The sequence below is a fragment of the Bradyrhizobium betae genome (assembly GCF_050632175.1).
Classification (GTDB): domain Bacteria; phylum Pseudomonadota; class Alphaproteobacteria; order Rhizobiales; family Xanthobacteraceae; genus Bradyrhizobium; species Bradyrhizobium betae_B.
Window position 1 is genome coordinate 2,840,940 of the sequence record NZ_CP192576.1, and the last position, 13,915, is coordinate 2,854,854.

The 13,915-nt window shown below is 65.7% G+C and carries 12 protein-coding genes and 1 pseudogene; 3 read left to right on the top strand and 10 right to left on the bottom strand.

Annotated elements, in window-relative coordinates; translation table 11 throughout:
- Positions 1-51 precede the first annotated feature (51 nt).
- Entirely contained in the window at positions 52-1,008 is a 957-nt protein-coding gene (gene coaA, locus ACQ86E_RS13755) for a type I pantothenate kinase (RefSeq protein ID WP_431205834.1), read from the top strand.
- Between the two features lie 43 nt (positions 1,009-1,051).
- Here coaA and ACQ86E_RS13760 read toward each other — a convergent pair whose 3' ends face one another.
- The 5 genes from ACQ86E_RS13760 to ACQ86E_RS13780 all read right to left on the bottom strand — a co-directional run bounded on the left by ACQ86E_RS13760 (position 1,052) and on the right by ACQ86E_RS13780 (position 6,816).
- Entirely contained in the window at positions 1,052-1,759 is a 708-nt protein-coding gene (locus ACQ86E_RS13760; RefSeq protein ID WP_431205835.1) for an AI-2E family transporter, read from the bottom strand.
- Positions 1,760-1,788: 29 nt separating this feature from the next.
- Positions 1,789-2,109: a hypothetical protein gene (locus ACQ86E_RS13765; protein WP_431205836.1), complete on the bottom strand. Its 321-nt coding sequence runs from the start codon at positions 2,107-2,109 to the stop codon at positions 1,789-1,791.
- Positions 2,110-2,285: 176 nt separating this feature from the next.
- Complete coding sequence (locus tag ACQ86E_RS13770) at positions 2,286-4,511, bottom strand: response regulator (protein ID WP_431206470.1); 2,226 nt, start codon at positions 4,509-4,511, stop codon at positions 2,286-2,288.
- Positions 4,512-4,694: 183 nt separating this feature from the next.
- A complete protein-coding gene (locus tag ACQ86E_RS13775; protein ID WP_431205837.1) occupies positions 4,695-5,168 on the bottom strand; it encodes a hypothetical protein in 474 nt (157 codons plus the stop codon).
- Positions 5,169-5,277: 109 nt separating this feature from the next.
- On the bottom strand, positions 5,278-6,816 hold the full coding sequence (locus tag ACQ86E_RS13780; protein WP_431205838.1) for a YifB family Mg chelatase-like AAA ATPase: 1,539 nt from the start codon (positions 6,814-6,816) through the stop codon (positions 5,278-5,280).
- Positions 6,817-7,043: 227 nt separating this feature from the next.
- On the opposite strand from ACQ86E_RS13780, the gene ACQ86E_RS13785 reads away from it, so the two are divergent.
- Positions 7,044-7,289, top strand: coding sequence for a PilZ domain-containing protein (locus tag ACQ86E_RS13785; protein WP_027534981.1), 246 nt, complete (start codon positions 7,044-7,046; stop codon positions 7,287-7,289).
- An 80-nt stretch (positions 7,290-7,369) separates the two neighbouring features.
- On the top strand, positions 7,370-8,143 hold the full coding sequence (locus tag ACQ86E_RS13790) for a tetratricopeptide repeat protein (RefSeq protein ID WP_431205839.1): 774 nt from the start codon (positions 7,370-7,372) through the stop codon (positions 8,141-8,143).
- A gap of 18 nt (positions 8,144-8,161) precedes the next feature.
- Here the strand turns inward: ACQ86E_RS13790 and ACQ86E_RS13795 are convergent, their stop codons facing one another.
- From ACQ86E_RS13795 to gshB, 5 genes and pseudogenes are all read right to left on the bottom strand, one after another.
- On the bottom strand, positions 8,162-9,451 hold the full coding sequence (locus ACQ86E_RS13795; protein ID WP_431205840.1) for an AAA family ATPase: 1,290 nt from the start codon (positions 9,449-9,451) through the stop codon (positions 8,162-8,164).
- Positions 9,448-10,182, bottom strand: a complete 735-nt coding sequence (locus ACQ86E_RS13800) for a CpaD family pilus assembly protein (RefSeq protein ID WP_431205841.1) — start codon at positions 10,180-10,182, stop codon at positions 9,448-9,450. The genes ACQ86E_RS13795 and ACQ86E_RS13800 overlap by 4 nt, the downstream gene beginning before the upstream one ends.
- Positions 10,183-10,245: 63 nt before the next feature.
- Positions 10,246-11,761: pseudogene (locus tag ACQ86E_RS13805) on the bottom strand (type II and III secretion system protein family protein).
- A gap of 13 nt (positions 11,762-11,774) precedes the next feature.
- Positions 11,775-12,593 carry a Flp pilus assembly protein CpaB gene (gene cpaB / locus ACQ86E_RS13810; RefSeq protein ID WP_431205842.1) on the bottom strand — a complete coding sequence of 273 codons (819 nt, stop codon included), beginning with the start codon at positions 12,591-12,593 and terminating at the stop codon, positions 11,775-11,777.
- Positions 12,594-12,961: 368 nt separating this feature from the next.
- Positions 12,962-13,906, bottom strand: a complete 945-nt coding sequence (gshB, locus tag ACQ86E_RS13815; RefSeq protein WP_431205843.1) for a glutathione synthase — start codon at positions 13,904-13,906, stop codon at positions 12,962-12,964.
- Positions 13,907-13,915: the final 9 nt, after the last annotated feature.

The following is a 13,915-nucleotide window of genomic DNA, read 5'->3' on the forward strand; positions in this document are numbered from 1 at the left end:
TTTCCGGAAAGATCATGCTCAAGCAAAGAGTCCCAACGGAAAGGTCGCGTCATGGATATCCGCGCACCCGAGCAACAGTATAATCCGTACCGCGTCTATACGCGCGAAGAGTGGGCGCGTCTGCGCGACGACACGCCGATGACGCTGGAGCCGGGCGAGTTCGACCGGCTTCGCTCACTGCACGACCGCCTCGACCTGCAGGAGGTCGAGGACATCTATCTTCCGCTGTCGCGTCTGCTCTCGATCTATGTCGATGCGATGCAGCGCCTTTATTATGCCGAGCGCCAGTTCCTCAACATCCGCGACCGCAAGATGCCCTACATCATCGGCGTCGCCGGCTCGGTCGCGGTCGGGAAGTCCACCACCGCCCGGGTGCTGCAAGCACTGCTGGCGCGCTGGTCGCCGCGGCCGAAGGTCGAGCTGATCACCACCGACGGATTCCTCTATCCCAACGCAGTGCTCGACCGGCAGGGCATCATGCAGAAGAAGGGCTTTCCGGAAAGCTACGACCTGCCGCTGCTGCTCAGCTTCCTCTCCGACATCAAGGCCGGGCGCCGCCATGTCCGCGCGCCGGTCTATTCGCATCTGACCTACGACATCGTGCCGAACCAGTGGGCCGAGGTCGATCAGCCGGACATCCTAATCGTCGAAGGCGTCAACGTGCTGCAGACCGGCAAGCTGCCGCGTGACGGCAAGGCGGTGCCGGTGGTCTCCGACTTCTTCGATTTCTCGGTCTATATCGACGCGGACGAGGCGGCGCTGCGGCGCTGGTACATCAAGCGCTTCCTGGCGCTGCGCGACACCGCGTTCATCAATCCAAAGTCCTATTTCAACCGCTACGCGCTGTTGTCGGACGAGGAAGCCACCGCGACCGCGATCGCGATCTGGGAACGCACCAACCTCGCCAATCTCGAGGACAACATTCTGCCGACCCGCCCTCGCGCGACGCTGATCCTGAAGAAGGGTGCGGATCACACGGTGGAGAGCGTGGCGCTGCGAAGGCTGTAATCAGGCCGGCTGACGAGACGCTGGTTACGGCTCGAAGTGAAGGTCAGTTCCGGGCGTCGTGTGGCTCTTTCGAGCCGACGAAGATCTGCCACACCGTCAGGAACATTGCGGCGACGAGCGGGCCGATGACGAAGCCGTTCGCTCCGAAGGTCGCCAGGCCGCCCAGCGTGGCGAGCAGCACAATATAGCTTGGCATCCGGATCGACTGGCCGACCAGCACGGGGCGGAGAAAGTTGTCCGCAAGTCCGATCACGAAGGTCCCGAAAGCGAGCAGGATTATTCCCTTCGTGACGGCGCCTGCCACGAGCAGATAGAGGCCGACCGGGACCCAGATCAGCGCGGAGCCCAGCACGGGCAGAAGCGAAAGCAGCGCCATGAGGGCGCCCGCCAGCAGCGGCGCAGTCAGGCCAAGCAACCAGAAGATCAACCCGCCAAGTCCTCCCTGGATCAAGGCAACCAGGATGATCCCCTTGATGGTCCCGCGAACCGCCACAGTGAACGCATTCAGAATCTCGGCAGTGTGGCTCGCCCGCAGCGGTAGCGCGTCGCGGATGCGTATGTTCAGTTCGTCACCGTCGCGCAGGAAGAAGAACAGCAGGTAGAGCATCACGAGCAGGCTTGCGACGAACTCCACCGTCAACTGACCGATATTGATCGCGTGCCCGGCCAGCTGTTGGCCGGCCGGAACGACCAGACTCGACAGGCGTTCTTTCAGGGAGGACAGATCGATGCCGGCGAGACGATCCGACATGGACGCAGCCCAATTGGGCAAAGCGGATTTCAGTTGCTCCAGGGGATGAGCGAGACTGATCTCCCCGGTCTGAACGCGCTGATAAAGCTCCCTCCCTGGTCGACGAGCGAAGCGATCACGACCCCGATGGGGATCAGGACCATGACGACCACGACGACGACGGTGGAGAACGCGGCAAGGTTGCGCCATTCCGGAAGCCTATCCACGCAACGTCGATAGAGCGGCGCGAAGATGATCGCCAGCAGCGTGGCCCACAACAATGCGCCGGAGAACGGCCAAAGCAGCCAGCCGAACGCGACGGAGATCACGCCAAGCAAGACGAGAAACGAGCGGTCTTCCGATGTTCTCACGTGTCGCCGGCCCTCCAGTCGCTTCCCACGGGACGTTGGTAGCACAGGACTATGGCGGGGCTGTGAGTCGTGCCCGTCCCGTCGCGCCGGCGGCGGATTGATGCGATCCGTGACCCGCCCGCCTTCGCCGAAGGCATCGGCGATATCCGAGGTGAGGTTCCCATAAAATCCCGGATTCAGACCGCCAGCTGCCGTGATGCCGCCAGCCCCGCCAGTGCCTCTGCGAGCTTGTCACGGTCGAGCGGCTTGATCAGGAAACCGTTCATGCCGGCCTCGAAGCAGGCATAGCGATCCTCCACCAGCGTATTGGCGGTGAGCGCCAGGATCGGCGTATGGTGACCGCCGGTGGCGGCCTCATGCGCGCGGATGCGCTTGGTCGTCTCGATGCCGTCGAGATGCGGCATCTGGATGTCCATCAGCACGAGATCGTAAGGGGTGCCGGCCGTTGACGCTGCGAGCCAGGATTCCAGCGCGGCCTCGCCATGGACGGCGATGACGACGCGGTGGCCGAGCTTTGTCAGCAGCGAGCGCATCAACAGTGCGTTGATCTCGTTGTCCTCGGCGACGAGGATTGAGAGGCCCTTCGCCGGCGGTTTGATCGTGGTGGGTTCGACAGGCTCCGGCGCGAGGTCGGGCGAGGCGACCTCCGGCGTCAGTGCGAGACGGGCGGCGAGCGATGCCGCGCGCAGCGGCTTCACCAGGAATCCGGTGAAGGCCGCCGAAAGTTTTTCATGACGTGAGCTCGACGTCAGCAGCACCAGCCGTTGCGCGGCATGCGTGCGGGCCATCTCGCCGAGACGGTCGGCGGCCGCAGCACCGATGGCACGATCGATCAGCACCGCGTGCCACGAGCGTTCCGGCAGCAGTGCTTCGGCGACCGCTCCATCCGAGACCAGGCAGGTCTGGCCGCCCCAGCGCTCCAGCCGCCGCGCGATCAGCGACGCTTCGATGCCGTCGGCGATCAGCAGGATCGACTTGGCGGTGAGATCAGGGCTCGGGAATGCCGTCTGGTCCGGGCCTGTCTGCGACGGCGCGAGCGGCACTGCGACCTCGAATGTCGAGCCCTTGCCCGGCTCGCTCGTCAGCGTGATGCGGCCGCCCATGCGCTTGACGATGCGCTCGCTGATCGCAAGGCCGAGCCCGGTGCCGCCATAGATGCGGGCGACGCGCTCGTCGGCCTGCTCGAATTCACGGAAGATGCGCTGCTGCGCGTCGGCTGCGATGCCGATGCCGGTATCACGGACCAGGAAGCTGATCTCGGTCGGCCTGATGCCGGGCTCGACGATCAGCGCGACGCCGCCGCTCGCGGTGAACTTGATGGCGTTGCCGGCAAGGTTGAGCAGCACCTGGCGCAGCCGCGCGGCGTCGCCGACCACCTCCAGCGGCAGGCGCTCGTCCACATAGGCGGCGATTTCGAGTTGCTTGGCCTGCGCGCGGGGCGCGAGCAGCTCGGTGATCTCTTCGATCAGGTTGGAGAGCGCGAAGGGGCGCAGCTCGAGATCGAGCTTGCCGGCCTCGATCTTGGAATAGTCCAGCAGTTCCTCGATCAGCGCCATCAAGGCTTCGCCTGATGTCTTCACCGCCCTGGCATAGGTCGCCTGCTCCGGCGTCAGATTGGTGTCGAGCAAGAGGCCGCCCATCCCGATGATGCCGTTGAGCGGCGTGCGGATCTCGTGCGAGGCCATGGCGAGGAAGCGCGATTTTGCGCGGTTGGCGGCGTCAGCCTGGTCGCGGGCGTCGGACAGCGCGCGCTCGGTCTCGGTGCGATCGGTGACGTCGCGTCCCACGCTCTGCAATTCGGCGGGCTGGCCGGCATCGAGCCGAACATAACCCTCGCGCCAGGCGATCCAGCGCGCGCCGAGCGGCGTGGTGATCCTCTGGTCGTGAATGCGCGTGCCGTTGCTCTCGCGCGCGCTGTCACCCTGCTCCAGCACGTCGAAATTGAAACGCGTGCCGACCAGCGCACGGCGAGCCTGCCCTGCGAGCGCACAATAGGCGTCGTTGGCGAAGGTGATGCGGCCCTGATCATCGCGCAGCACGATCAAATCGCCCTGCTGTTCGAACAGGCTGCGGGCGCGCTCTTCCGCTTCCTTCAGCTCCCAGTTGCGGTCGATCAGCGCCTCGTTGTGGGCGGCCAGCGTGCGCATCCGTTTGTTGACGAAGCGCAGGCGCATGCTGAGCGTGGCGAGGCCGAGGCAGGCGAGCGCGAACAGGAAGCTCGCGCCGATCGCGAACGCATTGGGATCGTAGCCAGACGTTTCGGACCGGCTTCCGGTGACGAAGCCGTAGGCGCCGCCGAACGTCGCCGAGAAGATCATGAAGGAACGGATCGCGAAGGCGATTCTGGGATGCTGCCGCCTGAAGCGGCGCATGCGCACCTTGATCCGGAACGTTCGACCCATCGTCACCGACCCCGACTCTTGTCCGAAACCCCACCGCCGCCGGTTGCGACGATGTCTCGCCGACCTTGCAAACAGCTTGAGGCTTTGTTTCCGGCTCCGAACAGGGTTAGCGAGGTGTTAATCCTCAGAGGATGATCCGGAAAAGTGTGAAGCGGTTGTCGGAAAGATCATGCTCGAGAATCGTCAGAGCGAGGCGGCCTGTAGCGGCAGCGGGCGTTGGCCGCCATGGGCGCCGACGATCAGCGCCGCCGCCTCGCGCTGCGAGAACGTCTTCGAGCGCACATAGATGCGATAATCGGCCGGACCGTCGGTGGAGAGGTAGATGACTGGACCGCCGTCGACCGGCTGAGCCGCGATGGTGATGAGGCGGTTCGCCGGATGAGCCTCGCAGGAGTCCGTCTCGGATCCGAGGCCGTCGTCGACGACCGCGAAATCCGCGTCATCGGCATCGTCGGTGATCCGGACCCGCACGGTGGCGCGCGACAGGTCGTCTGTGAAGGCGACATGGACGCCGGCGGTCCAGAACAGCGAGGTCAGCTCGACCGAGGTTTCGCCGAGGGCGATGCAGGGATGCGAGACCGATACGATTTCGCCGCGGGCGAACACGGCGGCCGCCAACAGGGGAACGACCGAGGCCAGGATCTTGAAACGCAACATGACACGCTACTCGCCAGGCCCTGTGTGGAACTCGCACGGGCAACTTTGGGCCTTATGGTTTGCAGAGCGTAAAGGAAACTCGTTACCGCCGGGTTGATGCGCGGCATGATCACGCCATCTGCCGTACATCTTCCGCGAGTGCGCGATAGGACAGCGCTTCGGCGAGATGCAGCCGGCCGATCTTCTCGGTGCCGTCGAGGTCGGCGAGCGTGCGCGCCACCCTCAGCACGCGGTGATAGCCGCGCGCCGACAGCCGCATGGTCTCGGCGGCGTCGCGCAGCAGCTTCTGGCCTTGCGCATCCGGCTTGGCGATCTCCTCCAGCACGGAGCTCGGTGCTTCGGCATTGGTGCGCACCTGTGGCAGGCCGGCATCGGCGTAGCGTGCGAGCTGGATGTCGCGCGCCGCCGCCACGCGCACGGCGACTTCGGCCGAGCCTTCCGCCGGCGGCGGCAGGATCAGATCGGCCGCGGTCACGGCGGGAACCTCGATGCGCAGGTCGATGCGATCCATCAGCGGGCCGGAGATGCGGGCCTGATAATCGCCGGTGCAGCGGTCGATGCGGCCGCGCTTGCAGGCATAGCCCGACTCGAACGCATTGCCGCAGCGGCACGGGTTCATCGCCGCGACCAGCATGAACCGCGCCGGATAAGTCACGCGATGATTGGCGCGGGACACCGAGACCTCGCCGTTCTCCAGCGGCTGACGCAGCGAATCCAGCACGCGCGGATCGAACTCCGGCAGCTCGTCGAGGAACAGCACGCCCTGATGCGCGAGCGAGATCTCGCCGGGCCTGGCGCGCATGCCACCGCCGGTGAGCGCGGCCATGCTGGCGGAATGATGCGGCGAGCGGAACGGCCGTCGCGCCGTCAGCGCGCCGCCCTCGATCTCGCCGGCGACGGAGGCGATCATCGAGACCTCCAGCAATTCGCCCGGAGACAGCGGCGGCAGGATCGACGGCAGCCGCGCCGCCAGCATCGACTTGCCGGCACCGGGCGCGCCGATCATCAACAGATGATGTCCGCCGGCGGCCGCGATCTCCAGCGCGCGCTTGGCGCTCTCCTGGCCCTTGATGTCGCGCAGGTCGAGCGTCGAGGCGGCGGCCTCGTGCACCTTCGGCGCCGGCCGCGACAGCACCTGCGTGCCCTTGAAGTGGTTGGCGATCTGGATCAGCGAGTGTGCCGCGATGATCTGGATGTCCGGGCTCGCCCACGCGGCCTCCGAGCCGCACGCGGCCGGACAGATCAATCCCTCCTCGCGCAGATTGGCGCCGAACGCCGCGGGCAGAACGCCGGCGACGGGCGCGATCGAACCGTCCAGCCCGAGCTCGCCGAGCACCGTAAAGCCGGTCAGCGCATCCGGCGGAATGGCGCCGATCGCCGCCATCAGCCCCAGTGCGATCGGCAGGTCGTAATGGCTGCCCTCCTTGGGCAGGTCGGCCGGCGCCAGATTGACCGTGATCCGCCGCGCCGGCAGCGCCAGACCCGAGGCGATCAGCGCCGAGCGGACCCGCTCGCGCGCTTCCGACACCGCCTTGTCCGGCAGGCCGACGATGGCAAAGGCCGGCAAGCCAGGTGCGACCTGCACCTGCACGTCGACCGCACGGGCCTCGATCCCCTCAAAGGCGACGGTGGAAACCCGCTGAACCATGCCCGAACCAGCCTGCCCTCTTGCACAATTAGGGGTAGCAGAGCCCGGCCCCTGACGCAAGAACAATACAGGAACATTCCCGCGGGCTCAACCGACCCTAACCAATCGTAAACACGACGCGGACACTACGCCTCGAATGCGAGCTGCTCCGCTCAGCACATCCCAACGAATATTCGCTACTGCTGGAGTTGCGGGATGGGCCGTGACCTAACGGGTGAACAATCAAGATGCTTGCAAATCGCCGCAGAAGCGAACGACGGGTGTGCACGCGGCTCGCCAAGATTCATTTTGGCGCGGGCTCGCTGCCACGGGACTGCACGATCACGGATATCTCGGACGGGGGCGTGAAAGTGGTGGCGGAATTCCTGGAAGTGCCGCCGCAGTTCACGATCATCTTCGCTCCGGACTATTCCCGCCAATGCCGCCTGCGCTGGCGCATCGGTTGCGAATTCGGTGCCGAGTTCACCGACTAGGCCCATCCGAGCGCGCGTCCTTAACGGGACTTTAGCGTTAATCGGTAAGCATCCCTGATCAGTGGCCGAGTGATCAGAGTATGTCCAAGCGTTCGCCCCTTGCCTCTCCCCCGGCGAGATTCCTGCTTCCTGGCCTTCTTGTGCTAGCCCTCGGTGGCTGCCAGACCACAGGAATCGAGGACATCACCGGCGCGCTCGGCGGCAAGTCGGAAACGGCGGCCAAGGCCGACCCCAGGCGGGACATGGACGCGCTGCGCGAGCGCTACCGCGCCAATCCCGGCGATCCCAACGTCGCGCTCGAATACGGCACGGCGTTGCGCGAGACCGGCCAGCGGGCCCAGGCCGTCGCGGTGATGGAGCAGGCCGTGCTCAATCATTCCAGCAACAAGGCGCTGCTTGCCGGCTATGGCCGTGCGCTCGCCGACAGCGGCAATTTCCAGCAGGCGTTCGACGTGCTCAGCCGTGCGCATACGCCGGAAGATCCCGACTGGCGCATCCTGTCGGCGCAAGGCGCCGCGCTCGACCAGCTCGGCCGCAACGAAGAGGCGCAGCAATATTATGCGAGCGCGCTGAAGATCGTGCCGGAGGAGCCGCAAGTCCTGTCAAATCTCGGCCTGTCCTACATGCTCCAGAACAACCTGCCACGGGCCGAGGAAACGCTGCGCCGCGCGTATGGGCGCAACCCGGCCGATGCCCGCGTGCGCGCCAATCTTGCGCTGGTGGTGGGGCTGCAGGGAAAACAGGCCGAAGCCGAGACCATCGTGAAAGGCGATCTGCCGCCGGACCAGGCCGCGGCAAAAGTCACGGCGCTGCGGCAGCTGCTGGCGAAGAAGCAGCAGCGGGCGGACAAGTAATCCGCCCTGTCGTTTGGTTTAAGACGCCTTGCGATGCGGGGCCGAGCTGCGACCCGTCCTTCCCTTCAATTTCTTCAGCAGCGGTCCGAACAGCGAGCTTTTCGGCTTCTTGACCTCGCCGCGCCCGGCGAGACGATTCGCCATGTTCTGAAACAGAAGCGTGGTGCGGTGGCTCTTGGAGACCTCCGCGATCATCTGGCCGTTGTTGGCCGCGGTCGAGAACAGCTTCGAATCGAACGGGATCGTCGCGAGCGGCTGGCTTTCCATGGTCTTGGCGAACGACTTGACGTCGATTTCCGCGCGCTTGTGCATGCCGACCTGGTTAATGCAATACAGCGGCGGCCGGTCGTTCGGCCGCGCCGCCTTCAGCACGCTGAGCATGTTCTTGGTGTTGCGCAAATTCGCGAGATCGGGCTCGGCCACGATGACGATGTCGTCGGCGTTGACCAGTGCGCGGCGCGTCCAGCCCGACCATTGGTGGGGAACGTCGAGCACGATGCAGGGCGTGCTCATGCGCAGCGTGTCGAAGATCGCATCGAAGGCTTCGGCGCCGAAATCATAGACGCGGTCGAGCGTGGCAGGCGCGGCAAGGAGGCTGAGGCGCTCGGTGCATTTGGAGAGCAGGCGTTCCATCAGCGCCGTATCGGGGCGATCCTGCGACAGCACCGCATTGGCGATGCCCTGCGCCGGGTCCTGGTTGTAGTCGAGCCCGGCGGTGCCGAAGGCGAGGTCGAGATCGATCACGACGGAATCGAGCGCGAGGTCGCGCGCGATGGTCCAGGCCAGATTGTGCGCGACGGTCGATGCGCCGACGCCGCCCTTGGCGCCGACGACCGCGATGACGCGGCCGGTGATGATGGCCTCGGAGGCTGAGAAAAGGCTGCAGATCGAACGGACCACGTCGAGGGTTTCGACCGGTCCGACCACATAATCGTTGACGCCGCGGCGCACCAGCTCGCGATAGGGTGCGGTGTCGTTGGGATTGCCGATCACGACCACGCGGGTGCCGGGATCGCAGACGCCGGCGAGATCGTCGAGGCCTTCGAGAATGTCGCGCGTGCCGTCGGATTCGATCACGATGACGTTCGGCGTCGGCATCGTGTCATAGACTTCGATGGCCGCGGCGAGGCCGCCGCCCTTGGCGGTGAGATGCGCCTTGGCAAGACGGCGATCCTGCCCGGCCGCGGTCATCGCGGCGAGCGTCTGCTCGGTCTCGCAAAACGCCTGTACCGAGATGCGCGGTACCGGCGCAATGTGTTCCTCGGGGTGCCGCGGGTCGTCCGCGTCTTCGTCGTGGATGCCTGTCATTTGCCGGTGTCGCTGAGTTTGGCCCTTTCGGACTCGGGATAGGTGGTCGTGGTGGTCGAACCCTTGCGGTACCGTTCGAAGGCGATGTCACGCCGAGCGGTATAGGCGGGGGTCTCGGCGCGCGGCTGCTCGAGGTCGGCGGGGTTATCGATCATCGCCGCGAGATTGCGCTGGGTGGCGCAGCCGAGATTGAAGTAGGGCCGGTTCTCGTTGTAGCCGGGGTCGAGGATGTTCGGACCCATGTCCTCCGGCCACAGCCCGCAGGGACCGGCGACCGCGGCGATCTTCGAATAACTCAGGCGGATGGTCGGCAGCAGGCCGGGATCTTCAGGACGATAGGGATGCTGGACGATGGCGCGCGACGGCACGCCGCCGGATGCGAGCACGGACCGGATGTCCTGATAAGTCGCCGCCGCAGCGCGTGAATTCGCGGTGTCGACCGGCACGTCCACGACCACGGAGCCGGTGCCTTCGCGGACCCAGTCCCGGGCAACGCCCGCGACGTCGGCGCGCTGCGCGGCGGAGAGGCCGCCTCGCGCCTTGCCGACGAAAATCACGATCGACTTCTTGCCTTCCTGCACCGCGATCGGGTGCCGCTGGCGATAGTCGGTCGGCACCGTCTGGGTGACGATCTCGCCGGTGGTGTTGCAGGCGCCCAGCATGACGGAGAGTCCCGTCAATGCGAGCGCGATCCTCAAGCTGCGGCGTCGATCGGCCGATGGTGTCGTCATCGCCTGGTCCCCTCTTGCCCCGTTTCCTGCTCGGTTTCTTGCCCCGGTCCCCACACCGTCCGCTCAGTCGATGATGAAGCCGAAATCGCCGTGCGTGCCCTCGATCGGATCGACGCGGCGCGCGATGCCATAGAGGCGGTTCATGCGGCCGAGCAGCGCCGTCTGCGCATCCGAGGCCGGCGCGAAGCCGTCGTCGGGCCGTGACAATTCCTTCTGGGCGACCGCGCGCACCACATAGGGTGTCACGATGACCATCAGCTCGGTCTCGTTGTTGACGAAGTCCTGGCTGCGGAACAGCGCGCCGATGATCGGCACCTGGTCGATGCCGGGCAAGCCGTTGACCGCCTGCTTGGTCTTCTGCTGGATCAGGCCGGCCATCGCCATCGAACCGCCGGAGGAATTTCCAGCGTGGTCTCGGCGCGGCGGGTCTGGATCGAGGGGATGGTGAGCGAGTTGCTCGAGGTCGAGGACACCGCCTGCGTCAGCGTGATCGAGTTGGTGTTCGACAGCTCCGAGACTTCGGTCATGACGCGCAGGCTGATGCGGCCTTCGCTGAGTACGACCGGAGTGAAGTTCAGGGAGATGCCGAACTTCTTGTAGGTGATCTGGGTGGTACAGACGTGAGTGACCGGATCGCAGGAATAGCCCGCGGGAATCGGGAATTCGCCGCCGGCGATGAAGGTGGCGGATTCGCCCGAGATCGCCGTCAGGCTCGGTTCGGCGAGCGTGCGCATGACGCCGGCGCTTTCCATCGCGCGCATCGTGGCGCTGACGGTGGCGACGCCCTTGGCGAGGCCGGCCACGCCGAGCCCGTTGCTGCTGACGATCGGACCGCCGCTGACCGAGAACGGGTTGGAATTGTTGAAATTCACCACCGCTGTGCCGGCATTCAGGCTGGCGCTGAGATCGACGCCCAGCTGCTTGACGATGTCGCGCCTGACTTCACCGACGACGACCTTGAGCATCACCTGGTCGCGGCCGCGCACGACGATGTTGTTGACGACCTTCTCGCTGCCGCCGACGAGCTTGGCGGCGACGTCGCCGGCCTGCTGCGCTTCGACCGGGCTCGACACCGAGCCGGTCAGCATCACGCTGTCGCCGACGCCTTCGATCTGCACGCCCGGCAGCGACTGGCGCAGCGCGGTGCGCATGCCGTTGAGGTCACGCTTCACGGCGATGTCGTAGGAGGCGACCTGCTGACCGTCGGAGGAGAAGAACACCACGTTGGTCTGGCCGACCTGGCCGCCGATGATATAGGCGCGCTGCGACGAGCGGATCACAGCGTTGGCGATCTTGGGATCTGCCACCAGCACGTCCTTGACCTCGCGCGGCAGGTCGATGACGACCGACTTGCCGACGCCGAGCGACAGCGAGCGCGTGCGGGTCGGTGCGATGGTCGACACCGGCGAGATGTCGAGATCCGGCGCCTGCAACGGCGCCTGGTCACCGACCGGCGCATCCGCGGCGCTGGCGATTTCGGGGGCTGCGACCAGCCCCAGCATCAGCATTGCCCCTGCCCAGAACGAGTGCGTGCGCTTCCCCGAAGGCGCATGCCCGTCCGAATATCCCCGTCGTTCATGGTATCCCCACCATCACTTCTGTGACGTCAATTGCCGCGCCTGTACCCCGTAGCGGATCACGTTCACGCCGCCGCCCTGACGCTTGAGCGCAAGGTCTTCAGCCGAGAGGTCGATTGCGTTGGCGTCGGCGATGCTTCGCAGCGCGAGCGTCAGTGTTCCGGCCTGGCGCCCGACCGAGAGCGTGGCGACCTGTTCCGGCTTGAGTTCGAGCGTGACGGTCTTGCCGAGTACGGCGTTCTGGCCGTCCTTTTCCTTCGGCGCCTGGTCGATCGCGAGCACGCGGACGTTGGCCAGGATGACCTCGGACAGGATGAGGTCGTTGCCGCCGGTCGGACCGTTGGCGCCATCGGGATTCTTCAGGCGCCGCGTCATCACGATATCGACGCGGTCGTTCGGCAGGATGAAGCCGCCGGCGCCGGTCTCGGCTGAAATTTCGGTGGAGACGGCCCGCATGCCGGTCGGCAGGATCGCGGCCATGAAGCCGGAGCCGTCGGCCTTCACCAGCTTCTGCTCGCGGATCGGCTCGCCCTGCATCAGCGGGACGCGCGCGATCGAGCCGGCGATCTGTGTCTGTGCTTCGGGCCTGTTGTCGCGGCGGATGAAGGCGCTGCTGGCCGTTGCCGCGGGCCAGGACTGCCATTGCAAATCCTCGGGCTTCACGGCCTGGCCGAGCTGGATGTCGTTCTTCGCGATCAGGACTTCGACCGTCGGCAATTTCTCGGCGACGGGAAGGGCGGGCGCGGGCTTGTTGTCGTAGCCGCTCGCCAGATACGCGGCGACGCCGCCGGCGCCCAGCGCGATGACGAGAACGACAATGCGTGCGGTGTTCATACGCTTCTACTCTGACGCGGGGCACTCGAACCGCACGTGGCGGGTTCCCCGTCATCGATGAGTAGGGAGTAAAAGTATAAGGGGTGTTGCAAGGCCGCGCGTGACGGCCAGTCACGATGCGCGTTCTGGGCGAATGGTGAACGGGGCGTTATCCGGTCGGCCAATGGCCCCGTAGTTTCACGCGTGACGGCTTCCGCGTTTGGATGAGGCGCGCGGCGTCATGGTGAATGGAATATGAGTGGTGGGTGGGGCGGCGTGGCCCACAATCTCGTCATTGCGAGCGCAGCGAAGCAATCCAGGCTGTCACCGTGGTGGGACTCTGGATTGCTTCGCTGTGCTGGCAATGACGGATGGGCTGCGGGTCCGCGCTACTTCTTCCGCTTCTGCTCGATCACGTCCCAGACCTTCGCCGCAACGTCAGGGCCGCCGAGCCGCGCGATGGCGCGGATGCCCGTGGGCGAGGTCACGTTGATCTCGGTGAGGTTGCCGTTGATGACGTCGATGCCGACGAACAGCAGGCCACGCTCGCGCAGCGCCGGACCTACGGTGGCGCAGATCTCGCGCTCGCGGGGCGTGAGCTCGGTTTCCTGCGCGGCGCCGCCGCGCACCATGTTGGAGCGGAGGTCGTCGGCGGCGGGCACGCGGTTGACTGCGCCGGCGAACTCGCCGTTGACCAGGATGATGCGCTTGTCGCCGTGTCTCACCTCGGGGATGAACTGCTGGATCACCCACGCTTCCTTGAACGTCACCGAGAACATGTCGAACAGCGAGCCGAAATTCATGTCCTGCGGCATCACCCGGAAGACCGCTGCGCCGCCATGGCCGTGCAGCGGCTTCATCACGACGGCGCCGTACTTGTCGCGAAACGCATTGATCTCGTCGAGGTCGCGCGAGATCAGGGTCGGCGGCATCAACTTCGGAAAGTTCATCACGAACAGCTTTTCCGGCGCGTTGCGCACCGAAGCGGGATCATTGACGACCAGCGTCTTCGGATGGATGCGTTCGAGCAGATGCGTCGAGGTGATGTAGGCGAGGTCGAACGGCGGATCCTGGCGCAGCAGCACCACGTCGAAGCCGTTCAGCGCCTCGCGCCTGGGTTCGCCGAGGGTGAAATGATCGCCGGGCTCGTCGCGCACCGTCAGGAGCTGGACGGGAGCGACGATGTCCTCGCCGACCATCGAGAGCTTGTCGGGCGTGTAATAGGACAGGCCGTGGCCGCGCTTCTGCGCCTCCAGGAGCAGCGCGAAGGTGGAATCGCCCTTGATGTTGATGCGGGCGATGGGGTCCATCTGGACGGCGACGTTGAGTTTCATGGTCTGCCT